The organism is Candidatus Baltobacteraceae bacterium (assembly GCA_036559195.1).
GTDB lineage: Bacteria > Vulcanimicrobiota > Vulcanimicrobiia > Vulcanimicrobiales > Vulcanimicrobiaceae > JALYTZ01.
Genome location: DATBTN010000058.1, coordinates 11,555 through 35,769, shown reverse-complemented (window position 1 = coordinate 35,769; position 24,215 = coordinate 11,555). Strand labels below are relative to the sequence as shown.

Here is a 24,215-nt window from a genome sequence, read left to right as displayed (position 1 = left end):
ATGCGAGTGCTTAGAGTGGAATGTTTCCGTGTTTGCGCTTGGGGCGCTCCACGCGTTTTGTCGCGAGCATCTCGAGTGATTTCGCGATGACGCGGCGGGTCATTCGCGCCTCGACGATGTCGTCGACGTATCCGCGCTGCGCCGCGATGAACGGATTGGCGAAGCGCTCGGTGTACGTGTCGATGAGCTCCTGCATCTTCGCGGCCGGGTCTGCTGCCGCGGCGATCTCCCGGCGGAAGATCGTTTTAACCGCCCCTTCGGCGCCCATGACGGCGATCTCGGCCGTGGGCCACGCAACGTTAACGTCGGCGCGGATGTGTTTGGACGCCATAACGTCGTAAGCGCCGCCATACGCCTTGCGCGTGATGATCGTGATCTTCGGAACCGTCGCTTCGGCGAAGGCATAGAGCAGTTTGGCACCGTGCGTGATGATGCCGCCATACTCTTGATCGGTCCCCGGCAGAAAGCCGGGCACGTCGACGAACGTGACCAACGGAATGTTGAACGCGTCGCAAAAGCGTACGAAGCGCGCGGCCTTGATCGAACTCTTGATATCGAGCACGCCGGCCAAAACGTTCGGCTGGTTACCGACGATGCCCACGCTCTGACCGTTCACGCGACCGAAACCGGTGATGATGTTCGTTGCGTACGCCGGCGCGATTTCGAAGAAATCGCCGTTGTCGAGCACCGGCCGGATGACCGCGTGCATGTCGTACGGTTTGTTGGGCGAGTCGGGAACGATATCGTCGAGTTCGGTCACCAGGCGCGCCGGATCGTCGTCGCAGGCGTAGCGCGGCGGATCCTCGAGGTTGTTTTGCGGGAGATAGCCCAGCAGCGTTTTGGTCAGCTCGACCATTTCGTCTTCGTCGCTCGCCGTGAGATGTGCGACGCCGCTCTTCGTCGCGTGCGTGGTCGCGCCGCCGAGTTCTTCAAAGCTCACGTCCTCGCCGGTCACCGTCTTGATGATCTCCGGACCGGTGATGAACATCTGGCCGATCCGTTCGGCCATGATCACGAAATCCGTGATTGCGGGTGAGTAGACCGCGCCGCCGGCGCACGGACCGGCGATCAAACTCAATTGCGGAATCACGCCCGAGGCTTGGACGTTGCGCCAGAATATCTCGGCATATCCGCCGAGACTGACCACGCCTTCTTGAATGCGCGCGCCGCCGGAATCGTTGATGCCGATCATCGGTGAGCCGGTCCGCACCGCGAGATCCATCACCTTGCAGATCTTCTCGGCGAAGACTTCGCCGAGCGATCCGCCCAGCACCGTGAAGTCTTGCGAGAAGAGAAAGACTTGACGGCCGTCGATCGTCGCGCGGCCCGTAATGACGCCGTCGCCGAGAAACTCTTTGTCGGCGAGGCCGAACGCCGTGGTACGGTGCACGGCGAATCCGTCAAGTTCGATAAACGAATCGGCATCGACCAGCGCATCGACCCGTTCGCGGGCCGTCCGCTTTCCGCGTGCGTGCTGCTTTTCGATGGCGGCTTCGCCCGCCGGCGCCAGCGCCGATCGACGCTTGCCTAAAAGTTCGGCGTACTTTTCTTCGTGCGACTTCACCAGATGCCGAGCGCCATCTTTACATCGTCGCTAGCCATCTCTTTGGGATCCCACGGCGGCGAGAACGTGATATCGACCGTTGCGGTCTTCACGCCGTCGACCGACTTCACTTTATCTTCGACGGACTTCTTGAACATCGGGCCGACCGGACACATCGGCGACGTGAGGGTCATCACGACGGTAACGTGCTCGCTCGCCTCGCCCTCGACGCTGACGTCGTAGATGAGTCCGAGGTCGAGAACGCCCATATCGAGTTCGGGATCCTTAACATCTTTGAGCGCATCGCGCACCTGATCGACGGTTGGCACGGGGAACCTCCTGCTTCTCCAAATCGGTAACTGCCCGCAAGAGTTCCACTCGTTTTGGCTAAAGCATGCGCCATGCGAGCCAACTGGTGTTTGGGCGTCCCCGGCGTTTTGTTCGCCGGGATGTTGTTCTGCGCCCCGGCCCGCGCTACGGTCTCGGTCGCCGGCGGCGGCTTCGTGCAGAACAGTCCATCGACCGCCGGCGGCGCCGTCATCGTGAGTTCGGGCGCCTCGATCCCGGCCTTCCCGCTGGAACTGCAAGGGTCGTTGCTCGTACCGCTTACCAAGCAAGGCGGCTACGCGGCGACCGCCGAGATTCGCGGATTTACCGGCGGCGGCTACGGCGGGGCATATATTGGAGCGGGTGCCGGCGTCGGGGATCTCTCGGGTGACCGGACCGAAGGACCCATTCTCACGGTATTCGCGGGCAAATCGATCGCAAAACACACCGCTATAGAGGTGAGACTCTACCGCGCGACATCCGACGGCGGCGCGACCGCCGGCTTCCTCGGTCTTCGATTTTCCCTATAAATTTTCGGAGGATCGTGTCTTGGAAACCGTCGCGCGAACGTTGTTGTTATACGGAATCTACACTGCCGAAGCAACTCCAAACGGGTATAGGTAGTACTATCCCGTAAAGGTGTGGACCGGACAAGAGGAGTTAAAGTAGACCATGTCAATGTGGGAACCGTTTACCGAGCGAGCGCGCCGCAGCATCGTACTGGCGCAAGAAGAGGCTCAACGTCTCGGTAACAACTACATCGGGACCGAGCATATTTTGCTCGGGATCATTTCCGAGGGCGAGAGCCTTGCGGCCAAAGTGCTGGAGACGCTCGGCGTCAACTTAGCCAAAGTCCGCCAAGAGGTCGAAGCGATCGTGGGCCGGGGCGGCCAAACGGTTCAACAGGAAATGGTTTTCACGCCGCGCGCGAAGCGCGTCATCGAACTCGCGTTCGAAGAGGCGCGTCAGCTCAATCACAATTATATCGGCACGGAGCATCTGCTGCTGGGCCTCATTCGCGAGGGCGAGGGCGTAGCCGCGCGCGTGCTGACCAATCTCGGCGTCGACCCGGCCAAAGTCCGCGTCCAGACGACCTCGCTGCTCGGAGCCGAAGGGCAGCCGCCGGCGCCCAAGGGCAAATCGAAGACGCCGACGCTCGATGCCTACGGCCGCGACCTCACGGTGCTCGCACGCGAGAACAAACTCGACCCGGTGATCGGGCGCGCTAACGAGATCGAACGCGTCATTCAGATTCTCTCGCGCCGTACGAAAAACAATCCCGCGCTCATCGGCGAGCCCGGCGTCGGCAAGACAGCGATCGCCGAAGGCTTGGCACAGCGCGTCATCAAGGGCGACATCCCCGAACCGCTGCGCGACAAACGCGTGATCACGCTCGATCTCGCGGGCCTGGTTGCCGGTACGAAGTATCGCGGTGAGTTCGAGGAGCGCATGAAGCGCGTGATGGACGAGATCCGCGGCGCGGCCGGCGAGATCATCCTGTTCATCGACGAACTTCACACGCTCGTCGGCGCGGGCGCTGCCGAGGGCGCAATCGACGCCAGCAACATCATCAAACCCGCGCTCGCGCGCGGCGAGCTGCAGTGCATCGGCGCGACCACGCTCAACGAATTCCGCAAACACATCGAAAAGGACTCGGCGCTCGAACGCCGCTTCCAGCCGGTTATGGTCGGCGAACCGACGGTCGAAGAGACGATCGAGATTCTCAAAGGATTGCGCGACCGGTACGAAGCGCACCATAAGGTGACGATCACCGATGAGGCGCTGGCGGCCGCCGCCAAGCTCGGCGATCGCTATATCACCGATCGCTTCTTACCCGACAAAGCCGTCGATCTGATCGACGAAGCCTCGTCGCGCGTGCGTTTGCAGGCCACGTTGCCGCCGCCGGAAGTGCGCGAAGTCGAAGCCGCGCTGCGTAAAGTGATCGCCGAAAAAGAGTCGGTCGTAAAGTCGCAAGAGTTCGAAAAGGCCGCGTCGATTCGGGATCGCGAGGAGAAGCTGCGTCTCGAGAAGTCGCGTCTCGAGCAAGAGTGGCAAGACAAACGCGCGCAGAGCGACCGCGTACTCAAAGTCACCGAGGAAGATATCGCGCATATCGTCTCTTCGTGGACGAAGATTCCCGTCAGCCGCTTGGCGCAGGCCGAAACCGAGAAGCTTCTCAACATGAAGGAGTCTCTGCACAAACGCGTGATCGGCCAGGACGAAGCGATCGAAGTCATCACGCGCGCGATCCGCCGGGCGCGAGCGGGTTTGAAGAGTCCGAGCCGCCCGATCGGATCGTTCATCTTCCTGGGTCCAACCGGTGTCGGCAAGACCGAAGTGGCGCGCAGCGTCGCGGAGTTCTTGTTCGACGATTCGGAATCGATGATTCGCATCGATATGTCGGAGTACATGGAGAAGTACGCGGTCTCGCGCTTGGTCGGAGCCCCTCCGGGTTACGTCGGGTATGAAGAGGGCGGTCAGCTCACCGAAGCGGTGCGCCGCCGTCCCTACGCCGTCGTACTGCTCGACGAAATCGAGAAAGCGCATCCCGACGTCTTCAACCTGCTCTTGCAAGTCCTCGACGACGGGCGCTTGACCGATTCGCAAGGCCGCCAAGTCGATTTCAAAAACTGCGTGATCGTCATGACGAGCAACGTCGGCGCGACCGGCATGACGACGATGACCGACATTGGCTTCCGAACGCAAAAGAACACCGAAGAAGACGAGTCCAAAGGCTACGAGCGGATGAAGAACAAGGTGCTAGAGGAAGTCAAGCACACGTTCCGGCCGGAGTTCCTCAACCGCGTAGACGAAGTCGTGGTCTTCCATCAACTCACACGTCCGCAGATCGAAGAGATCGTCAGCCTGGAACTCGCGAAGGTCACGCGCGAAGTGCGCGCTCAGGAGATGTATCTCGAAGTCACCGAAGACGCGAAGGTGCTCTTGGCGAAAAAAGGCTGGGATCCGCAATACGGTGCGCGTCCGCTGCGTCGCGCGATTCAGCGCGAAGTGGAAGACGAACTCGCCGAAGAGATGCTGCGCGGCCGCTTCGGAGCCGGCGATCACATCCTCGCCGAAATCAATCCGGACAACCCGGAGAAACTCAAATTCAGCAAAATCCCGTCCGTCCCACCACCCCCCGCCCCCCCGCCAACCGAACACGCCACAACCTAACCCTGACAAAAGAGGGTGCGCCCCCCGCTCAGCATGACAAAAACGGATGCGGCGCCCCCTTGTCAGCATGACAAAAAAAGGATGCGGCGCCCCCATGTCATCCTGAGCTTGTCGAAGGACGACAGGCTCATGCTTCGACAAGCTCATGCTTCGACAGGCTCAGCATGACAAGGATGCGCCCCCATGTCATCCTGAGCTTGTCGAAGGACGACAGGCTCATGCTTCGACAGGCTCAGCATGACAAGGATGCGCTCTTGTCATCCTGAGCTTGTCGAAGGGCGGCGAACTTGTGCTTCGATCGGCTCGCCGTAATAAAAGCGCGTGCCTTGTTAATGCGCCGGATCGGCGAGTAGGAGTTGCGCGAAGGACGTAACCGAGCGATGTGTTGGGCTTGGGTGCGTTCCGTCCTCGGGGCGGGCGAGTTGAACGGCCTGCATGCCTGCGCCTTGCGCGGCGTCGAGTTCGGCGGCGCTGTCCGAGAGAAAGAGGACCTCTGCCGGCGCGAGATCGATCGCGCGAGCGATGCCGGCGTAGGACGCAGGCTCGCGTTTGCTGCCGCTGGTCGTATCGAAGAACCCGCTAAAGAGCGCTCGCAGATCGCCGGCCACGCTGTACGCGAAGATCAACTCTTGCGCCGCGATGGATCCCGAGGAGTACGCGTAGAGCGCTAATCCCCGCGCGTGCCACGCGCGCAAGGCTTGGGCGGCGTCGTCGTAGATATGACCGCGCAACTCGCCGCCGCGATAGCCGTCGGCCCAGATAAAACCTTCCAGCGTTTTGAGCGGTGAGATTTTTGCGTCTCGCGCGATCCATTCGTGCAGTTGTGCGAGTACGGCGTCGCGCTCGTTCGGATCGATGCGGGCCTCGAGCGCGGCGTCGCGCAGCACCTCCGCAACGGCCCGGTCGCCGGCGTTGCGCGCGACGTAATCGTCGAGATGCGAATCGGCATACGGAAAGAGCACGTCCTTCACGAACGCGATCGACCCGGTCGTGCCCTCGATATCGGTAAGAACTGCGCGCGCGCGAAAGACCTCGGTCACGCGTCGAGGCGGGGAAAACGCTCCGCGATCGGGTCGCCGGTAAACTGCGCGACCCAGCCGTCGGCGTTGGTGAAGAGCCGGATGGCCGTGAACTGCGGATCCGCTCCCATATCGAACCAGTGCTTGGTGCCGGCGGGAACGCTGATGAGATCGCCGCGCACGCAGATCGTTTGAAAGACGTTGCCGCCGGCTCGCAGATAGAACGCGCCTCTGCCCTCAACGAAGAAGCGAACCTCGTCCTCCGAATGCTGGTGTTCTTTGAGGAATTTCATCCGCATGGGTTCGGTATCGGGCGTGCCGCGTTCGAGGCGGATGACGTCGACGGCCCGATAGCCGCACTCGGCCTTTAGGCGATCGACCGAACGTTGATACGCCGCTATGACGGCGTCGTGGCTCGCCCCCGGCGGAAGCTCCGCGTCGGCGGCCCAGCGTTCGAAGCGCACGCCGATCGCCTGCAAGCTGCGCGCTATCTCGTCGCCGTCGGTCGTCTCGAGCAGCGTTTTCGATGCGTCCGATTCGTCGTAAACGCGAAGTCGCGTCGTAGTCGCCGTCAACGTCATCGTGTCAATCTCCGTTCTTCCAAGTGGCATTCCAGCAAAAATTCGAGCCCCTCGAGATGACGCCTCGCATCGGTCATGCTCGCGCCCCAGACGTACAGCCCATGCCCGGCGAGCAGATACCCGGGCGTCTCGTTGCGATTCCCGAGCCGCCGCTCGATCGCTTCGGCGAGCGCCGCCGTATCCTGGCGGTTGCCGAAGATCGGGATGCGGACCGAACTTTCGTGCGTCGCGAAGCCTTCGAGCGCTTTGTGCATTTCGTAGCCGTACAACGAGACCTCGCCTTCATCGGCGTGCAGCCGCGAGAGCACCGTGCTCGCGACCGAATGGACGTGCAGCACCGCCCCGATCGCGGCCCGCGAACGGTAACGCGCGAGGTGCAGCGGCGACTCCGCGGAGATCCCCGGCGGCAGCGGCCCGTCGAGCGGGACGCGTACGATGTCGGCCGCGGTCAGCGCGTCTTTCGGGGCACCCGAGCGCGTGATCGCAATCGAACGTTCGTCGATCCGGCACGAGAAATTGCCGCCGGTTGCCGGCACCCATCCGCGGGTTGCGGCAAACCGGCCGGCGCCGGCAATCTGTGCGAGGATCTCGACGGCGATGCCGTCGGGCGATTCGGTCATGAGGCTACGATACCACAGCGAGTCGCGTGGAGTCCTACGCGATCGGTCGCCCGGCGACCGTGAGAATCGCGATCTCGCTTAGAACCGGCTCGTCGCGCTGATTGCGGACGGTAATGCGTACGCGCATCACACCGCGCCGCTTTCCGCTGCTCGAGGGCGTTTTTGACGCGACTTCCATGCGCGCGCGCAGCGTATCGCCGGGGCGCACCGGCGCGAGCCAGCGAAGTTCGTCGATACCGAGGCCGACGATTCCGGTCGCATCGAGCACGCGGCTTTCAACGAGCAAGCGCATCGTTACCGCAGCCGTGTGCCAACCGCTCGTCACCAGTTCGCCGAACGGTCCGTTCGCCGCGGCCGCCGCATCGAGATGAAACGGCTGCGGATCGAACGTGCGAGCGAATGCAAGCAGATCGTCCGCGCCGATCGTCGCGCTCGCCGTATCGAACGAATCGCCGATCGCAAAGTCTTCGAAGTAGCGTGCCATCCCCGGCGGTTTTCTCGACCGCCGAAACGAACCTGCCCACGATGTTCTCTCTCGCATTCGTCCTTTCACTCGCACAAGCGACGCCGGCGCAAGCGTCGCCGTCGCCGGCTCCCTCGCCGCTCGCATCGCCGTCGGTGTTGATCGCACAACCGGCATTGGCGAATCTTCACCCTGCGGGCTTGCGGCAGCCGCCGGTCGTCGTCGCGATTTCGAATGCGACGGGTGCGCTAAGCGCGACGCTCGATGCGGCCGTGGCAACGGCAAACGTGGATCAGACGAACCACACGATTACGCTGCAAGGCACGCAACAGACCGGTCGCGCGACACTGCACGTCAGCGACGCTGCCGGTGCGGCGATCGATCTTCCGGTGCGCAACGCGTACGACGCGGGAACGATCGCCTCGTCGGTCACGCTCAAGGTGACGGGCGATCCGCTCGATCCGGCATGGCTGCAAACGCAAATCGCGCAGGCGCTCGGGCGCGCAACGCTCGTGCAGCCGGGTCTGACGGCGCAATTTGCGGGGTACGCGCTCCCGCCGAGCCTGCCGCCGGGCTCGGTCGCGGCGATCGCGGTGCCCGTCCAAATTCCCGGCGGCGATGCGTACTACGACGCGAGCGGCACGACCAACGTTTCGGTGGAAAATATCGTCGCATCGGGTTTTGCGCCGCCGGTGTTGTTTTACGACGACGATCCGGAGAAGGTCGACGCCGCCGGCGTGCTCTACCGCGGCCGCATCGCGCCGGGTACGCCGACTCGGCTGTACTACTACCATGAGAATGGCGGGGATCCGCACGATCTGCTGCTCGTTCTTTCCGGTGTTTCTCAAGACCCGACATCGGTGCAGGTGATCGACTCGACGGCGGGGCCGAACATCGACGTGCTAAGCGTCGGGCACGCGGTCACGAAGAATTTTCTTCTAACGAAACCTCAGAACGAAGGCACGATCGTCGATCTTCCGCAGACCGAACCGTATCTCGTGCACGACTTGAAGATGCAGCGTCTCGACGGCGTAGCCGGAAACGTCGATCTGCGCGTGATGAGCGGCGGCGCGGTGACCGTTACGGTGCTCGCGGTACCGCCGCTGCCGGCCGGCTTCACTCCCCCGGTCTCGCAGATTGCGCCGTACCTCGACCAGCCGCAGCTTCCCGGCGACGGCCATCACCGCACCGGCGTCTTCGCGCTCGCCGGGTACGGGGTCGACCAGCTCACCTATCGGGCCGGCGGCCAGGATGTGTTCGCGCGGTACGGCGCGACGACGCCGCCGAGCGCCGATCCGAACGCGCCCGGGCACGACTACGGCGATTACGGCGTGCTGCACCGGATCGACCTGACGTTGGACAACCCAACTGCCGCGCCCGTCTCGCTCTATCTCTACGAAACGCCGCAAGGAGGCGTGCTGCGCAGCAGCTTTCTGGTCGATGGAACGCTGCACGAAGTCGGGTGCACGCGGGTTCCCAATCGCTATTTGATCGCCGCTCTGCCACCGCTAGGTCCGGGCGAGCATCGGGCAAGCACCGTTCTGACCATGACCGACGGCGGTTCGAGCTACCCGGTCGAGGTGGGCGTGACGGCCACTCCACCGGCCACGACGGCCCCGCCGATCGGTGCGCCGGATGGGTGCTTCCCTAAACCGGTGGCCGCCCCGGTGTTTTGATGCCGTTTTGATGGCGCTGACGCCATCGGTTTGGCACAATAGGGTCTAGGTGTATACAATCTTCTGTCTTTTCCTTGCGGAGATACGGCCATAGAACGGACGAATGAGCCGAAGATCGTTCTGCTAGTCCGCCTATTAAATGCGATCGACGAGGGCCGGTTTTCATTCGAGGATCTCAAGGACCGCATCGCCGACGGGGATCGACGCCCGAGCACGCGCAGCCTGCGCCGCTATCTGGCAATTCTCGCCGATGCGGGCTTTCCGTGGTATTTCGATCGCTCGACCAATACCTATCGCTTCGCCGAGGGCTACAGCCTCAAGCGCTTGGAGCTCAACAGCAGCGAACTCTTCGGTCTGGTGGCATTACGAGCGATCAGCGCGAGTCTGGGCGGCGCGATCGGGACCTATGTGGACGAAGTGACCGCCAAACTCGTCGGTTCGTCGGGGCGCGGCGTCAAGGAGCGCGTGGATGCGCCCTCGCCCGTGGCCTTCCGGCTGGGTGAGATCCGCCTCGACGAACAGGGCGAGCGCGCGTTCGCGCTGCTTTCGTCGGCCGAACGAAGCGCGCGCAGTGTGAGCTTCACCTATAACGACAAAGAGGGAACGCGCACCAAACGCAGCGCCGATCCCTATGGATTTATCGTCAGCGCCGGCCGCGTCTACTGCGTTGCCTACGATCACGCGCGGCGCGATAAGCGAACGTTTGCCGTCGATAACGTCAGCGAACTCACGATGCTCGCGCAGACGTTCGTAAAGCCGGCGAGTTTCAACGTGGAATCGTACGCTGCGGCGTCGATCAGCGGCGTCTTGCATAGCGATGCGACGATCGAAGTGCTCGTGCGCTTCGCCCCCCGCGTGGCGAAGGCTGCGGTCGCGGCGCGGGTCGTCGCCGACCGCGCGATCGATCGGCGACCCGACGGATCGGTCGAGATTGCGTATCGCGTCGCCGATGCGGACGAGCTGGCCCGTTGGGTCCTTGGCTGGGGCGCGCAGGCGGAGATTCTCGCGCCGGCGGCGCTGCGCGATCGCGTGCGCATGCTGCTCTCCGAAGTCGCAAGCAAATACGAACTCACGCGAAAGTAACGGGTTAGGCGCTCCGGCCGGTAAACCGCACGGCGAGAATTGCGGCGTCGTCGTGCGAGCCGTTCGGAATGATGGAAGAAGCGAGACTCTGGGCGGGCGTCGCATCCGCGGCCATGTCCGCGGCGCCAAGCCGATCGCGCACGCGCTGCTCGCCGGCGGTGAGGTCGCGGCTAGATTCCGTGAGCCCGTCGGTATACAGCACGAGCAGGTCGCCCGAGGTGAGGATGATTCGCCGTTGCGCGGGTTCGTTGGCCTCGCGCATCCCCAGCGGCAAGCCCCCGATTTCCAGCGTGCCGATCTCGCCGTTCGCGCGGCGCAGAAACGGCGGCGGATGGCCCGCATTCGCATACGAGAGCGTGCCGGTCGCCGCGTCGAGCAGCGCGATGAAGGCCGTGACCATAACGTGCGGGTTTTCACGACGCAGAAAGGCATCGAGATCGCGAAGCAGGCCGAACGGCGATGACTCTTTGTAGGCAAGGCTGCGCAGGGCGTGCCGTACTTTTCCCATGACGACCGCGGACTCCAGTCCGTGCCCCTCGACGTCGCCGATCGAGAGGACGATTTCGCGCCCGTTCAAAGCGAAGGCGTCGTACCAATCTCCACCCACGGCGGCCTCCGTAGCCGCGGCTTGATAGACGGCGTCGATTTCAACGTTCGCAATCGCGGGCATCGATTCGGGAAGCAAGGCCCTCTGCAATGTATCTGCCACGTGTCGATATACCGCACGCTCGGCCGCAACCGTGCGGATGGCGGCGAGACGAATCTCCAGCTGATCGGTGACGATTTTGGCGAACGTTTCGAGTGCTTCGATCTCTTCGCGACGGCGCATCTCGCGCGGCGCCCGATCGATGATGCAGAGGGTACCGAGATTGAAGCCGTCAACCGTCTTGAGCGGAACGGCCGCGTAAAACCGCAGCCCGAATTCTCCGGCAACCAGCGGGTTGGCAAGCGTTCGCGGATCTTCGAGTGCGCGTTCGACGATGTAGGGCTCGTCGCGGCAGATCGCCGAGGCGCAGAGGCCGGGGTCGCGCGGAATTTCGGAGACGTCGTCGAGCCCGTAGCGCGATTTAAACCAGATCCGATCTTCGTCGACGATCGTGACCAGCGCAATCGACACGTTGAAGAATTGTGCCGCTAACGCCGTGACGCGATCGAAGGCCCCGTCGGGCGGCGTATCGAGGACGGCGTATCGCCGAACGGCCGCGAGACGCTCTTTCTCGACATCGAGAATAGGGTCGCCGCCGGTTGACGTTGGAGCGCCGTGCATCGTTCCAAAGGACGTTCCCCGTTAGTGAGCCGTCTCATCTTTAGAGAAGAGGACGAGGCTCCCGGAAAACATCAGGGGCCGCCGGTAAAACCGACGGCCCTTGACATACATACTCACGCATCTCGTCTCGGCCTGTTTGGCTCCGGTGAAGAAGCCCTACTGACACCCACGGACGGTTCGATCGTTCCACTCGGATCGCCGACGTGCGACTGCATCGTCAACATGGCCCAATCGCGACGGTAGGTTCATCGCACTTCGAATGTTCTCGATTGATTGACTCGAAGTGATTGCATGGTAGCACCGCGAAAAACACGTTTCAAGGGGGCGCTCGCGCAACCCACAGGGTTTCCACAAGAAAGTCTTTTTATGCACAGCGCGGCCCGCGCTTATCCCCATTTTCCACCATTGACGAGGTTGCGATGAAGCTCCAGTTGCTCTTAGGAATTGCGGCGATCGTCGCGCAAAGCATGTTCGGCGGCGCGCCGGTCGACGGGATTCGGTGCGACGCGTCGGAGGGTGCGGCGCAGCACGTCCATGCCGATCTGCAAATCTTCAACCACGGCCGCCCGCTCGAGATTCCGGCCGCCATCGGCATCCCGGTCGATGCGGGCTGCCTGTATTGGGTGCACACGCACTCGGCCAATGGGATCATTCATATCGAGTCGCCGGTCAAACGTGCGTTCACGCTTGGCGAGTTCTTCGACATCTGGGGCCCGCAATTGAGTTGGACCCGGGCGGGTGCGGTCCGCGCCGCGCGCGGCGCGCGCCTGTCGATCGTGGTCAACGGACGTCCCTGGCACGGAGCGGATCCACGGGCGATCGTCCTGCGCGATCGCGAACAGATCGTCATTCAAGCCGCTCCGCCGCTTGCGAAGCCTGTGCGCCCGAACTGGCCCTGATCGAAGAAAGGCGACCAACCCCGTGGCCGGAAGTATCCGTCTATGACGACCACGGCTCTTCCCACCGTCGATCTCGACGGCAAGCACCTCGCGCTCGAAACGATCCGCGACATCGCCGAGGGCGGCGCGCAGGTTCGCGTCACGCCGGAGGCTCGCAAACGGGTCGCTAACGCGCGCCGAGTCGTCGATGAAAAATTCGGCAACGGCGACGCGATCTATGGGATAACGACCGGGTTCGGCCGCCTGGCTAACGTTATGGTCGCACCCGAAGACGCCGCCGCACTGCAGGTCAATCTCGTGCGCAGTCACGCCGCCGGGACCGGCGAACCGCTCGCCGAGGCCTTCGTTCGTGCGGCCGGCGTGCTGCGCGTCAGTTCGCTCGCCGCCGGCCATTCGGGGATCCGCGAGTCGACGCTCGATCTCCTGATCGCGATACTCAATCACGGCATCACGCCGGTCGTTCCGCGCCAAGGTTCGGTCGGCGCGAGCGGCGATCTCGCACCACTCGCGCACATGACGCTGACGCTCATCGGTGAGGGCGAAGCGTATTATCGCGACGAGCGTATGCCGAGCGCGCGTGCGCTCGAGCTCGCCGGACTAACGCCAATCGAACTCGGGGCGAAGGAAGGGCTAGCGCTCGTTAATGGGACCGAGGTGATGACGGGCATCGCCTCGCTCGCGCTGCTGCGAGCCGAACGTCTGCTTGCAAATGCAGATATTATCGGCGCGATGTCCCTTGAGGCGTTCTTGGGAACCGATCGGGTCTTCGACCGTCGTATCAACGCGCTGCGTCCGCATCCCGGACAAGTGCGCGTCGCCGACAATCTGCGCGCGCTGCTCCAAGGCTCGCAAATCATGGAGTCGCATCGCGACTGCGGCCGCGTGCAGGACCCGTATTCGTATCGCTGCATCCCCGTCGTTCACGGCGCCGTGCGCGACGCGGCGGCGCACGCGCGCCGGGTAATCGAGATCGAGGCGATCTCCGTTACCGACAACCCGCTGGTCTTTCCCGACGACGACGAATTTCTCACCGGCGGCAATTTTCACGGTCAGCCGGTCTCGCTCTCGTGCGACCTGCTGAAGATCGCGCTCGCGGAGATCGGTGGAATCAGCGAACGCCGGCTCTATCTGCTGCTCAACGCCGAAGAACGCGGGTTGCCGCTCTTCTTGACCGGACGCTCCGGATTGCAATCGGGATTGATGATCGTGCAATACACGTCCGCGGCGATCGTATCGGAGAACAAGGGGCTCGCGTGGCCCAACTCGGTCGATTCGATTCCAACCTCGGCCGGACAAGAGGATCACGTCAGCATGGGCATGACCGCCGCTACCAACCTGGATCGCGTGCTTACCAACGTCGAAGCATCGCTGGCGTGCGAGTTGCTAGGCGCGCTGGTCGCGACCGATTTTCGCCGTCCGCTCGCATCGGGCGTGGGGACCGGCGCCGCCTACGGCGTCGCTCGCGCACGGATCGCGCCATGGACGGACGACCGCTCGCCGGCCCCCGATATCGAAGCCGCGCGGGCGCTCATCCGTTCCGGTGCGCTCGTGCGAGCCGCCGAGAGCGCGATCGGTACGCCGCTGGTCGGAGGTGCGGCGTGAGCGCGGTTGCCGGCCCTCGTACCGTACGTGCCGCGCGCGGCACGACGCTCGCGTGCTTGGGATGGGAGCAGGAAGCGGCGCTGCGCATGCTCGAGAACAATCTCGATCCCGACGTCGCGGAGCGTCCCGACGACTTAGTCGTCTACGGCGGCAACGGACGCGCGGCGCGTTCGTGGGAGGCGTTCGACGCGATCGTTCGCACGCTCAAACGTTTGAAAAACGACGAGACGATGATCGTGCAGAGCGGCAAGCCCGTCGCCGTGTGGAAAACGCACGCGCGCGCGCCGCGCGTGCTGATCGCGAACTCGAACCTCGTTCCGAAGTGGGCCGATTGGAAGACGTTTCGCGAGCTCGAGGCGCAAGGCTTGATCATGTACGGCCAGATGACGGCCGGCTCGTGGATCTACATCGGAACGCAAGGTATCCTGCAAGGCACCTACGAGACGTTTGCGGAGCTAGCCCGCCAACACTTCGGCGGATCGCTCAAAGGACGCGTCTGTCTAACCGCGGGAATCGGCGGCATGGGCGGGGCGCAGCCGCTCGCGATTACCATGAACGAGGGCGTGTCGCTCGTAGTCGACGTCGATCGCGCGCGTTTGGAACGCCGTCGAGAGTTGCGTTACCTCGACGTCGTCGTCGATTCGCGCGAAAGCGCGCTGCGCGAAGTGGAAGCGGCGCGCAAGAGCGGAACCGCGCGCTCGATCGGATACGAAGGCAACGCGGGCACCGAATTCCCGGCGTTGTTCGCCGCGGGTCTGCATCCGGATGCGGTGACGGACCAAACCTCCGCGCACGACATGATCAACGGGTACGTGCCGGCGGGACTCTCGCTCGATGAGGCCGCTGCGTTGCGCGTGCGCGATCCGCAGGAGTACGAGCGCCGAGCCTTCGCGACGGTTGCCGATCACGTCAACGCCATGCTGCGGTTTCTCGATGCCGGCGCGGTCGTCTTCGACTACGGCAACAACATTCGCGCGATGGCGCAACGCGCGGGCGTCGAACGGGCGTTCGACTTTCCAGGCTTCGTGCCGGCGTTTATACGACCGCTCTTTTGCAAAGGCTCTGGCCCGTTTCGCTTCGCAGCGCTCTCGGGCGATCCGGCCGATATCCAACGCTGCGACGACGAGCTTTTGGCGCTCTTTCCGCACGACGAAAAACTCAAACGCTGGATCGAACTCGCACGCGAACGCGTTGCCTTCCAAGGACTGCCGGCGCGCATCTGCTGGCTGGGTTTCGGCGATCGCGCGAAAGCGGGACTGCGTTTCAACGAACTCGTTAAGAACGGCGAACTTCAGGCGCCGATCGTCATCGGGCGCGATCATCTCGATACCGGAAGCGTCGCGTCGCCGTATCGCGAGACGGAGTCGATGAAGGACGGCAGCGACGCGATTGCAGATTGGCCCATCCTCAACGCGCTGCTCAACACGGCCGCCGGCGCGAGCTGGGTCTCGTTCCATCACGGCGGCGGCGTCGGTATCGGCTACAGTCTGCACGCGGGCATGGTCGTGGTCGCCGACGGCAGCGAGCTTGCTCGCGAGCGGCTCGAATGCGTGCTCGCAACCGATTGCGGCATGGGCGTCGTGCGGCACGCCGATGCCGGATACGAGATCGCGATCGAAACCGCCGACGAAACGGGTATCGATTGGCGGCTCTGACGCTCGTCCGCGTGCGGACGATTCTCTCCTGCGATACCGACGCCGCGCAGAGCGGCGTCACGTTTGAGCGGCTCGGCCGCATCGAGGACGGCGCGATCCTGATGCGCGGCGAGACGATCCTCGCGCTGGGTGCGCGCGCCGAGATCGAGGCGCGAGCGTCGAGCGAGCGCGATGTCGAGACGCTGGATTTCGGCGCATGCACGATCGTACCGGGCTTCGTGGACGCGCACGCGCACCCGCTCTTCGCCGGCGATCGCGAACCGGATTTCGCGGCGCGCCAACGCGGCGAGCGGGCGCCGCTCGGCATGCTTTACACCGTGGAGCAAACGCGCAAAGCGCTCGAGCGTCCGCAGGCGTTTTGGAAGACGATCGCATCGCGTCTGCGGCTGATGCTCGCGCACGGAACGACGACGCTCGAGACCAAGACCGGGTACGCGCTGCACGCCCCCGGCGAGAACGAATTGCTCGCATTGATCGCGGCGCACGCCGACGAAGCTGGGCTGCCCCGCCTGATCGCCACGTTCTTGGGCGCGCATGCGCTGCCGCCGGAGTTTCGTACCGAGGTCGAGTTCGTCGACTATTTGATCGACCAATGTCTGCCGGTAGCGCGCGCGCACGGCGCCGTCTATGCCGACGCGTTTTGCGAGCCCGGCTGGTTCTCGCCGGAGCAGACGCGGCGCTACCTCGAGGCGGCGCGCGCCCACGGCCTGCGGCTGCGCGTGCATTGCGACGAGATGGCCTTCGGCGGCGCCGCCGAGATGGCCGCGTCGCTCGGCGTCGATGCCGTCGATCATTGCAACTACATCCGCGACGAAGACGTGCGTGCGATCGTCGCGCGCGAGATCGTGACCGTCGCCTGCCCCGCGACGATCGCCTATCTCGATCTACCGCAAAGCGCGCCCGTTCGCGCCCTGCTCGATGCCGGCGGCGAGGTCGCGCTCGCCAGCGATTACAATCCCGGCACGTCGCCTTGCTTCAATCTGCAGACCGTCGCATATTTCGGGCGAAAACTCTTCGGACTAACGGCGGCGGAAGCACTCTACGCCGTAACGCGAGCCGCAGCCCGTTCGCTGCGCGTCGACGCCGGGGTTCTGCGCGCCGGCGCGACCGCCGATTTCGTCGTCCTGCAAATCGCGTCGCTCGACGAGTTCGGCTGGCAATTCGGCGGCAACCTCGCCGCCGCCGTCGTCCGCCGCGGAAAGCTCGTTGCATGACACCATGACGAAGGATCTCGTTCGTTGCGCGCGGGCGCTCGTTGGCGGCGTCGAGCGGCGCGACTTCGCGTTTGCAATCGAGGGCGGCACGATCGTTGCGACTGGGAGCTACGGCGAACTGCACGCGCGGTTCGGGGATGCCCTGCAGCACGATCACGGTGAGGACGCGATCGTCGTGCCGGGCTTTATCAACGGACATAGCCACGCCTATCAGATATTACTGCGCGGTTGGGCGGACGATCTGCCGTTCGATCGCTGGCGCAGCGACGCGCTCTACAAGGTCGTTCCGTCGCTGACGCCCGAACAGATCTACTGGACCTTCGTAGCGGCCTTCGACGAGATGCTGGCAGCCGGTATCACCACGGTCGCTGAATTCTTCTATCTCAACGGCATGGGCAACGATCGCGCGGAGGCCGCGCTGCGGGCCGCAGCGGATACGGGTATTCGCATCGTCTTCGCGCGCACGTGGATGGACGCCGACTACGCGCCTCCGGCGTTTCGCGAGACGATCGACGAAGCGGCCTCCCGCACGCGAACGCTGATGGACGCGCATCCAGACGTCGATATCTGCGTCGCGCCGCATTCGCTGCACGCCGCATCGCACGAGATGATTCGCGCCGCGATGTCATTCGCGCGAGAGCGGGACGTGCTCGTGCACCTGCACGTTGCCGAGGCTGCGTACGAAGGTGCGCAAACGCTCGAGCGGTTTGGTGCCACGCCGATCGTGCTGCTCGATCGGCTCGGCGTGCTCGACGATCGGCTGGTCGCGATTCACGCGATTTACTTAACCGCCGACGAGAAGCGATTGCTTGCGGCGCGCGGGACCCGCGTCGTACACAATCCGATGACCAACCAGTACTTAGGCGACGGCATCTGCGACGTGACCGGTCTGCAGGCGCTGGGCGTCACGATGGGACTCGGGACCGACGCCGACGTGAAACCGTCGATTCTCGACGAGATGCGCGCGGCGACACTCTTGCAGAAGATCGCGCACCTCGACGGAAGCGCGCTGGGCGCCGCGGCCGCCTTCGATTTGGGAACCGCTCAGGGGGCGCGCGCGCTCGGCGTTCGCGCCGGCGATCTTGCGCCGGGGTTCCACGCCGACTACGCAGTGCTCGACGCGCGCGGACTCGACCCATGGTCGCCCGCGTGCAGCGGATTGGTGTATCGTGCGGAATCGGCGTGGGTTCGGCAGACCTTCGTGCGCGGCGCGCTCGTCTGGACCGGCGAACGCAGCGCGCTCGCGCGGCGCGCGGCGCAGGAACTTTCGGCTTTGACTGAGATGTTGACCTTACACTAAGGAGGGCCTGGCAGTGAATACGACTACGATTTCCCGCATTGCGGCCGTCGCGATGCTCGCCACAGTCGTGCTGAGCGGATGCGGCGGTAAGAAGACGACCAGCTCGACCTACACGACCACCAATTCCGCGCAAGCCCCGTCGACCGCCGGCGCGATGGCCCCGACGACCGGCGGCGCCATGAACGCCGCCGCGCTCAACTGCGGCGCGGTCAAACCGGTTTGGGTGAACCTCAAGTCAAAGGCCTATCACGAAGCCGGAGATCCGTATTACGGTAAGACCGCGCACGGCCAGTACATGTGTCCGTCGGCCGCTACGGCAGCGGGCTACCATCTCGCCGGCTCCGCCGGCGCCATGGGCCATCATCGCGGAAAATCCTCGGCCGGATCGGAATACGCGAACCCCACGCCGACGCCGTAACGGCCGGTACCCTTACAACAGCGCCCGGATTTGGTTCATGAACGGGCCGAATCGGGCGTTGTTGGAGTCGGTCGCCTCCAGGCCGGCATACACGACGATCGCGTAGGACGCGCCCAAGAACGTATCGAGGATTCCGCCGTCGTGCGTGACTTCGTCGGTATCGCCCGTTTTGTGCGCGAAACGATCGCCGGGAAGCAGCCCCGCGCTGAGCTTATTGTTGAACTGCTGGCGGGCTAACGTTTCGCGCAGCAGGTGTGCGAACGGCACCCGGTCGCGTGCGATCAGTTCGTAGAGGCGGGCGGCATCCCCGGCGTTATGCCGGTTGCGCCGTTCGCCGTCCCACTCCGCATCGTGAATCAGCGGCTCGCTTCCCGAGAGTTTCCGGGCAAACGAGGTAGTGGTAAGTCCGAAACGCTGCTGCACGATCGCCGTCGCGCGCTCGCGCCCGACGATATCGTAGAGCATGTTGGTCGCAACGTTGTCGGAGATCGTGATCGCAAGTTCCACGATTTCGCGAAGTGGCGCCGCGTAGCCGGGCACCATCGGCGACGGTTTGTCGTTAGCCGTCATGTTCGCGTGCGTTACCTCGAAGGGTTGGTCGAGGCGCAGATCGCCCGATTGGACGAGTGCGAGCGTTGCGAGCGCGAGCGGAACCTTGAGCATGCTCGCCGGGTACAGGTAGCGCTGCGGTTCGATCGAGATATCCGGGCCTTCGCCCGAATCGAGGCGGCGCACGACGATCGAGCACGGCGTGAGGCCCGCATCGGCGGCGGCGGCGAGGACGGTTTCTTGGGTCAACACGCGAGCGATATTCCCGCTCGCCGGAGTGCGGCCTTCGGTTGCCGCCCGCTCGCTCGGTTGCGCAATGCATGTAAGTACTTGCATAGCCCTCGGCGGTATGCTACCATCTGCGTGCAAGTACCCACTTGCAGCCGAAACACCCGCTTTTTGTGAGTAGTAGGGCAGCAGAATCGCCATGGATAGCCACGTTTTTTCATACAAACATCCCCGCCTCGCGCCGATCGAAGCCTTTCAGCGGGCTCTCGTCGCGGCCCACGAATCCGACGGAGCCCGCCTCCTGCTCGACCTCGACGGCTTGCCGTCGCTGGACGTCGAGGCCATCAGAGGCTTGATTACCATCCTCCGGCGAGTCCGCGACGCCGGCGGCGAGATCGCATTGCACGTGACTCGCGAGGATCTTAAAAGGACGCTCGCCGTTACCGCCCTCGATCGCGTCTTTACGATTGCGGTCCGGCCCACCGGGGTGGCGGCATGATCCGGCGCCTCGCGTCGGCCCTCCTGATCGCCGCCGCGGTTCTGGTCGCGCTCCCGGCCGGCGCACAATCCACCGCAACCGACGGTCATGCGGTGGTTGAAAAAATGCTCGCGCGCAATCCGTCGCTGCGTTCGTTTCAAGCCCGCGTTCACGTTGACGTGCGGATGTTGAATTTTCCGTTCCTCTCGCCGAAGCTCGATGGAACGTCGTACTTCAAGCGTCCGAATAACTACGAAGTGGTCTTCGATCGCGTTCCGAGCTACGCGAAAGGCTTCCAGAAACTCTTCGCCGACATCGGCGATCCGGCGTCGTGGGAGAAGGATCAGCGGCTTAGCATCGACGGCGTCCGCGCGCTCGGCGGACGACCGATGATCGCATTGCGCCTCACGAAGAAGATCCATAGCAGCCAGCTCGATTACACGCTCGCGTACGTCGATCCGGCCACCTATCAGGTCGCGCAGATGGAATGGCACTACACCAACGGCGGCCTGATCGTCATGACGCAGACGTTTAAGACCGAGGGACAGTACAGCGTGATTGCGTCCCAGCACGCCGATATTCATATTCCGCACGTGCGGGCAGTCGCCGACGCCAACTACGTGCAGTATCACACCAACGTCGCCGTCGACGACGCGGTCTTCGAAAGGAAATAATGCTCGAAACAGAACGCGTTTCAAAACCCGATCCGGGCCGTTCGACCTCTCCCGAGGAGACACGCGAGCGCATCCTGTGGGCCACCCGCGAACTCTTCTCCCGTAAGGGGCGCCGCGGGACGACGACCCGCGAGATCGCCGAACGGGCCGCGGTGAACGAAGCGACGCTCTTTCGACATTTCGGAAATAAGGACGCGCTCATTATGGAGTGCACGAAGCACTTCTGCGGCGCGGTAGAACTCCAGGGGCTCGTCAGCAAGCTTTCCGGAGATATCGACGAGGATCTGGCCGCGATCGCTCGCGCGCTGACCGAGCGCATGGAGAACGTGCGCGATCTGATCGTCATGTCGCTCTCCGAAGAAGACGAAGAGGACGGCGTCTCGGATCAGGCGTGGCGCGCACCGCACGCCATTCACGAAGTCATCGTCGAATATATGTCGCGGCGCGTCCAGACCGGCGAGCTGCGCGGAAACCCGATTTGGCTCGCGCGATTCTTTATGGGAATGATCTTTTCGCGGGTGCTGGGGCGCAAGAAATTTAAGGATCAATATCCGATCGACCCCGACGAGCTTACGCGATTTCAAATCGGGGTCTTTCTGAACGGAGTACGAAGCAAGTGACGGATTCGCGCGAGGTCCAAAAACCGGCGACGACGGGGGCGACCTCGAACGGCACCGGGCACGGAGCGCCGCCCCAAGACGAGGTTCCGGCCAAGACCGCAAATCCGGTCGTGCGTTCGATCGGCCTCCTGGTGGTGGCAATCGCGGTGATCGCTTTGTTGATCTTCGGCGTCAAGTATTTTGTCTACGCACGCGCTCACCAATCGACCGACGACGCGCGTGTGGACGCCAACACCGTGGACGTCACGAGCAAGATCGGCGAACGCGTCGAGCGGATCTTGGTCGCGACCGATCAACCCGTGCGTAAGGGGCAACTGCTCATCGTGCTCGATAGCACCGACGAACAGGCCAAAGTGACGCAGGCCGAAGCGAACTTTCAAGTCGCGCTCGAGAATCAACGGGCCGGCGTAACGCAAGGCTCGGGCGGCATAACGCAGGCGCAAGCGCAGATCAGCGGCGCTCAGGCGCAAGTGCCGGCTTCGCAGGCCGGTGTAGATGCGGCCGTCGCGCAAGTGCGCGCGGCGCAAGCGGAGTTGCCCGCGGCGCAGGCGTCGCTTGCCAAAGCGCAGGCGGATCTACGGCGCACGCAGTCGCTCGTTTCGACCGGCGATCTCCCGGCGCAGCAACTCGACGCCGCCCGCTCGGCGGAAGCCGCGGCCGCGTCGCAGTATCGCAGCGCCCTCGATTCGATCAACGTGGCGCAAGCGAACCTTAACGCCGCGCAATCCAAGGTCTCGGCTTCGGTAGCCGGCGTCGGCGCCGCCCAGGGCGGCCTTCAAACGGCGCAGGGAAAACTCAGCCAAGCCCAAGCGCCGGCGTTGATCAGCGCCGCGCGCGCGGCCCTCGACATCGCCAAGCAAAACGTAACGTACACGAAAATCTACGCTCCGATCGACGGCTACGTCGGAGAGAAGAACGTGGAAGTCGGTCAGACCGTGCAGTCGGGATTGTCGTTGCTGACGCTGATTCCGGACGAGGTCTTCGTGACGGCAAACTTCAAGGAAACGCAAGTCGGATCGATGCGCGCGGGCCAGCAGGTAGACATCAAAGTCGATGCCTACAAGGGCCAAACCTTCGACGGGAAGGTTCTCTCGATCAATCCCGCGTCGCAGAACACGTACGCGTTGGTTCCCGCACAAAACTCCACCGGCAACTTCGTCAAAGTCACGCAGCGCATCCCGGTAAAGATTGGCTTTGCCGGCGTCGACTTTAGCAAATACCCGATGCGTCCGGGAATGTCCGTCGAAGCCTCGGTGCGAGTCCGCTAGCGTGCGTTCGGTCTTCGAGTCCAACGTCATCGAATACGGGTGGCGCCGGACCGTCGTGACGTTGGCGGTCATAACCGCGACGATGCTCGAGATCGTCGATACCACGATCGTGAACGTAGCGCTGCCGAATATCCAGGGCAATTTCGGCGTGGCCGTCGATCAGGGCGCCTGGATCGTGACGGGGTACATCATCGCCAACGTCGTGATCATTCCAATCACCCCGTGGCTGCAAGACCGGTTCGGGCGCCGCGCATACTATCTCGCTTCGATCGCGCTCTTCACGTTCGCGTCGACCATGTGCGGCTTTGCGGGCAGTTTCGAGGCGCTGGTCTTCTGGCGCATCGTTCAAGGCGTCGGCGGCGGCGGTTTGATCTCCACCTCGCAGGCGATTCTGCGCGAAACGTATCCGCTCGCCGAACAAGGCAAAGCGCAGGGGATCTTTTCGCTCGGCGTGATCGTGGGTCCGACGCTCGGGCCGCTATTGGGCGGGATCATCACCGACAATCTCTCCTGGCGCTGGGCGTTCTTCATCAACATCCCGATCGGTATCGTCGCGGCGCTCGCCGTCTATTTGGTCCTGCGTAACCCGGCGCCGGCGCAGAAGAATAAGAAGCTCGATTGGATCGGATTGGGACTGCTTGCGACCGGCTTGGGATCGATGCAATACGTGCTCGATCAAGGGCAGCAATACGACTGGTTCGCCGATCCGAACATTCGACTCTTCGCCGCGCTAGCCGCCGGCGGCCTCATCGCGTTCGTCATCTGGACGCTGCGCTCGAAGATACCGGTCGTCGATCTGCACGTGCTGCGCCACCGCGCGGTGGTCGCGGGAAGTCTGCTCGGAGCCGTGCTCGGCGTGAGTCTCTACGGCTCGGTGCTGATTCTGCCGCAGTACGTGCAGAACTCGCTGGGTTTCACGGCCACGATGTCGGGCGAGACGATGCTCATTCGCGGCGTCGCGATCGCGCTGCTGACACCGTTCACGGCGGTCCTCGCTAGCCGCGGGAAGGTCGATGTTCGGTGGATGATCTTTTCGGGCTTCGTGCTCTTAGCGATCTCAAATTGGATGCTCGCGAGCGTAACGACCACGACGGCCGGTTTCTGGACGTTCTTTTGGTCGCTCGTCATCAGCGGCCTCGGACTCTCGCAGATCTTCGTTCCGCTTTCGATGGCCGTGCTCAATGCCGTGCCCGCAAAGGAGGTCGCGGCCACTTCCGCGTTCTTCAATCTCGCGCGCCAAGTCGGCGGCAGCATCGCTACGGCCGTTCTCGTCACCGTGCTCGTGCGCGGCGTCTCCCGGCACCAAGACGCGCTCTCGGCCGGCATCACCTTGCACGCGCACCCGGTCGTTCAATTCTTGGCAGCCAACGGCGGGGAACACTCGCTGCGCGCGATTCGTGATTTAGCGGGGTTGGTGGCGCAACAGGCGCTCGCACTATCGTATGCGGACACGTCGCGCTTGACGGCCGTCATCACGATCGTTTTGGCGCCGCTCGTCCTTCTGATGCGCCGTCCGCGCATCGGCTCAGCCTCGGTATCCGTTAAATGATTGGAGCT

23 protein-coding genes are annotated in these 24,215 nt (G+C 63.6%); 15 read left to right on the top strand and 8 right to left on the bottom strand.

Annotated features, from left to right (window positions below; translation table 11 throughout):
- Positions 1-10: 10 nt before the first annotated feature.
- Together VIG32_09240 and VIG32_09235 are read right to left on the bottom strand one after the other, a co-directional pair.
- Complete coding sequence (locus VIG32_09240; protein HEY8298192.1) at positions 11-1,564, bottom strand: acyl-CoA carboxylase subunit beta; 1,554 nt, start codon at positions 1,562-1,564, stop codon at positions 11-13.
- Positions 1,561-1,872 carry an iron-sulfur cluster assembly protein gene (locus VIG32_09235; protein ID HEY8298191.1) on the bottom strand — a complete coding sequence of 104 codons (312 nt, stop codon included), beginning with the start codon at positions 1,870-1,872 and terminating at the stop codon, positions 1,561-1,563. Before VIG32_09235 ends, VIG32_09240 begins: the two co-directional genes overlap by 4 nt.
- Before the next feature lie 72 nt (positions 1,873-1,944).
- On the opposite strand from VIG32_09235, the gene VIG32_09230 reads away from it, so the two are divergent.
- The gene (locus VIG32_09230) at positions 1,945-2,400 is read left to right on the top strand and encodes a hypothetical protein (GenBank protein ID HEY8298190.1); all 456 of its coding nucleotides are present in this window, start codon (positions 1,945-1,947) and stop codon (positions 2,398-2,400) included.
- Positions 2,401-2,542: 142 nt separating this feature from the next.
- Positions 2,543-5,044 (top strand): ATP-dependent Clp protease ATP-binding subunit, encoded by a 2,502-nt coding sequence (locus tag VIG32_09225; protein HEY8298189.1) that lies wholly within the window; start codon positions 2,543-2,545, stop codon positions 5,042-5,044.
- A 329-nt stretch (positions 5,045-5,373) separates the two neighbouring features.
- Here the strand turns inward: VIG32_09225 and mtnC are convergent, their stop codons facing one another.
- From mtnC to VIG32_09205, 4 genes are read right to left on the bottom strand one after another with little or no spacing between them, the layout of a single operon-like run.
- On the bottom strand, positions 5,374-6,084 hold the full coding sequence (mtnC, locus tag VIG32_09220) for an acireductone synthase (protein HEY8298188.1): 711 nt from the start codon (positions 6,082-6,084) through the stop codon (positions 5,374-5,376).
- Complete coding sequence (locus tag VIG32_09215; GenBank protein ID HEY8298187.1) at positions 6,081-6,644, bottom strand: hypothetical protein; 564 nt, start codon at positions 6,642-6,644, stop codon at positions 6,081-6,083. The genes mtnC and VIG32_09215 overlap by 4 nt, the downstream gene beginning before the upstream one ends.
- Positions 6,641-7,264 carry a methylthioribulose 1-phosphate dehydratase gene (locus VIG32_09210; protein ID HEY8298186.1) on the bottom strand — a complete coding sequence of 208 codons (624 nt, stop codon included), beginning with the start codon at positions 7,262-7,264 and terminating at the stop codon, positions 6,641-6,643. The genes VIG32_09215 and VIG32_09210 overlap by 4 nt, the downstream gene beginning before the upstream one ends.
- A 34-nt stretch (positions 7,265-7,298) precedes the next feature.
- Positions 7,299-7,748 (bottom strand): MaoC family dehydratase, encoded by a 450-nt coding sequence (locus VIG32_09205; GenBank protein HEY8298185.1) that lies wholly within the window; start codon positions 7,746-7,748, stop codon positions 7,299-7,301.
- Positions 7,749-7,789: 41 nt separating this feature from the next.
- Between VIG32_09205 and VIG32_09200 the strand changes: the two genes are divergently transcribed.
- Complete coding sequence (locus VIG32_09200) at positions 7,790-9,403, top strand: hypothetical protein (GenBank protein HEY8298184.1); 1,614 nt, start codon at positions 7,790-7,792, stop codon at positions 9,401-9,403.
- 324 nt (positions 9,404-9,727) lie between these two features.
- Positions 9,728-10,486, top strand: a complete 759-nt coding sequence (locus tag VIG32_09195) for a WYL domain-containing protein (GenBank protein HEY8298183.1) — start codon at positions 9,728-9,730, stop codon at positions 10,484-10,486.
- Between the two features lie 4 nt (positions 10,487-10,490).
- Here VIG32_09195 and VIG32_09190 read toward each other — a convergent pair whose 3' ends face one another.
- Entirely contained in the window at positions 10,491-11,753 is a 1,263-nt protein-coding gene (locus tag VIG32_09190; protein ID HEY8298182.1) for a GAF domain-containing SpoIIE family protein phosphatase, read from the bottom strand.
- Positions 11,754-12,172: 419 nt separating this feature from the next.
- Between VIG32_09190 and VIG32_09185 the strand changes: the two genes are divergently transcribed.
- From VIG32_09185 to VIG32_09160, 6 genes are read left to right on the top strand one after another with little or no spacing between them, the layout of a single operon-like run.
- Complete coding sequence (locus VIG32_09185) at positions 12,173-12,652, top strand: hypothetical protein (protein HEY8298181.1); 480 nt, start codon at positions 12,173-12,175, stop codon at positions 12,650-12,652.
- Between the two features lie 42 nt (positions 12,653-12,694).
- Entirely contained in the window at positions 12,695-14,254 is a 1,560-nt protein-coding gene (gene hutH / locus VIG32_09180; protein ID HEY8298180.1) for a histidine ammonia-lyase, read from the top strand.
- Positions 14,251-15,909, top strand: coding sequence for a urocanate hydratase (gene hutU, locus VIG32_09175; GenBank protein ID HEY8298179.1), 1,659 nt, complete (start codon positions 14,251-14,253; stop codon positions 15,907-15,909). The genes hutH and hutU overlap by 4 nt, the downstream gene beginning before the upstream one ends.
- Positions 15,897-17,123 (top strand): amidohydrolase family protein, encoded by a 1,227-nt coding sequence (locus VIG32_09170; GenBank protein ID HEY8298178.1) that lies wholly within the window; start codon positions 15,897-15,899, stop codon positions 17,121-17,123. Before hutU ends, VIG32_09170 begins: the two co-directional genes overlap by 13 nt.
- A gap of 4 nt (positions 17,124-17,127) precedes the next feature.
- On the top strand, positions 17,128-18,423 hold the full coding sequence (locus VIG32_09165) for an amidohydrolase family protein (GenBank protein ID HEY8298177.1): 1,296 nt from the start codon (positions 17,128-17,130) through the stop codon (positions 18,421-18,423).
- Between the two features lie 13 nt (positions 18,424-18,436).
- Positions 18,437-18,841 carry a hypothetical protein gene (locus VIG32_09160; protein ID HEY8298176.1) on the top strand — a complete coding sequence of 135 codons (405 nt, stop codon included), beginning with the start codon at positions 18,437-18,439 and terminating at the stop codon, positions 18,839-18,841.
- Positions 18,842-18,853: 12 nt separating this feature from the next.
- Here VIG32_09160 and VIG32_09155 read toward each other — a convergent pair whose 3' ends face one another.
- Positions 18,854-19,642: a serine hydrolase gene (locus VIG32_09155; GenBank protein HEY8298175.1), complete on the bottom strand. Its 789-nt coding sequence runs from the start codon at positions 19,640-19,642 to the stop codon at positions 18,854-18,856.
- Positions 19,643-19,817: 175 nt separating this feature from the next.
- Here VIG32_09155 and VIG32_09150 point away from each other — a divergent pair, with 175 nt between their 5' ends.
- Genes VIG32_09150 through VIG32_09130 form a run of 5 tightly spaced genes read left to right on the top strand, consistent with a single transcriptional unit; the run spans position 19,818 to position 24,207 of the window.
- A complete protein-coding gene (locus VIG32_09150; GenBank protein ID HEY8298174.1) occupies positions 19,818-20,117 on the top strand; it encodes an STAS domain-containing protein in 300 nt (99 codons plus the stop codon).
- Entirely contained in the window at positions 20,114-20,770 is a 657-nt protein-coding gene (locus VIG32_09145) for a hypothetical protein (protein ID HEY8298173.1), read from the top strand. The genes VIG32_09150 and VIG32_09145 overlap by 4 nt, the downstream gene beginning before the upstream one ends.
- The gene (locus VIG32_09140; GenBank protein HEY8298172.1) at positions 20,770-21,390 is read left to right on the top strand and encodes a TetR/AcrR family transcriptional regulator; all 621 of its coding nucleotides are present in this window, start codon (positions 20,770-20,772) and stop codon (positions 21,388-21,390) included. Before VIG32_09145 ends, VIG32_09140 begins: the two co-directional genes overlap by 1 nt.
- Positions 21,387-22,658 (top strand): HlyD family secretion protein, encoded by a 1,272-nt coding sequence (locus VIG32_09135; GenBank protein HEY8298171.1) that lies wholly within the window; start codon positions 21,387-21,389, stop codon positions 22,656-22,658. The genes VIG32_09140 and VIG32_09135 overlap by 4 nt, the downstream gene beginning before the upstream one ends.
- A gap of 1 nt (position 22,659) precedes the next feature.
- Entirely contained in the window at positions 22,660-24,207 is a 1,548-nt protein-coding gene (locus VIG32_09130) for an MDR family MFS transporter (GenBank protein ID HEY8298170.1), read from the top strand.
- Positions 24,208-24,215 lie beyond the last annotated feature (8 nt).

Excerpts from the sequence above, each read along its gene's own strand:
- VIG32_09230 (HEY8298190.1), top strand. The coding sequence starts at position 1,945 with ATGCGAGCCAACTGGTGTTTGGGCGTCCCCGGCGTTTTGTTCGCCGGG.
- VIG32_09225 (HEY8298189.1), top strand. The coding sequence starts at position 2,543 with ATGTCAATGTGGGAACCGTTTACCGAGCGAGCGCGCCGCAGCATCGTA.
- VIG32_09215 (HEY8298187.1), bottom strand. The coding sequence starts at position 6,644 with ATGACGTTGACGGCGACTACGACGCGACTTCGCGTTTACGACGAATCG.
- VIG32_09210 (HEY8298186.1), bottom strand. The coding sequence starts at position 7,264 with ATGACCGAATCGCCCGACGGCATCGCCGTCGAGATCCTCGCACAGATT.
- VIG32_09205 (HEY8298185.1), bottom strand. The coding sequence starts at position 7,748 with ATGGCACGCTACTTCGAAGACTTTGCGATCGGCGATTCGTTCGATACG.
- VIG32_09200 (HEY8298184.1), top strand. The coding sequence starts at position 7,790 with ATGTTCTCTCTCGCATTCGTCCTTTCACTCGCACAAGCGACGCCGGCG.
- VIG32_09190 (HEY8298182.1), bottom strand. The coding sequence starts at position 11,753 with ATGCACGGCGCTCCAACGTCAACCGGCGGCGACCCTATTCTCGATGTC.
- VIG32_09185 (HEY8298181.1), top strand. The coding sequence starts at position 12,173 with ATGAAGCTCCAGTTGCTCTTAGGAATTGCGGCGATCGTCGCGCAAAGC.
- hutH (HEY8298180.1), top strand. The coding sequence starts at position 12,695 with ATGACGACCACGGCTCTTCCCACCGTCGATCTCGACGGCAAGCACCTC.
- VIG32_09165 (HEY8298177.1), top strand. The coding sequence starts at position 17,128 with ATGACGAAGGATCTCGTTCGTTGCGCGCGGGCGCTCGTTGGCGGCGTC.
- VIG32_09150 (HEY8298174.1), top strand. The coding sequence starts at position 19,818 with ATGGATAGCCACGTTTTTTCATACAAACATCCCCGCCTCGCGCCGATC.
- VIG32_09145 (HEY8298173.1), top strand. The coding sequence starts at position 20,114 with ATGATCCGGCGCCTCGCGTCGGCCCTCCTGATCGCCGCCGCGGTTCTG.
- VIG32_09140 (HEY8298172.1), top strand. The coding sequence starts at position 20,770 with ATGCTCGAAACAGAACGCGTTTCAAAACCCGATCCGGGCCGTTCGACC.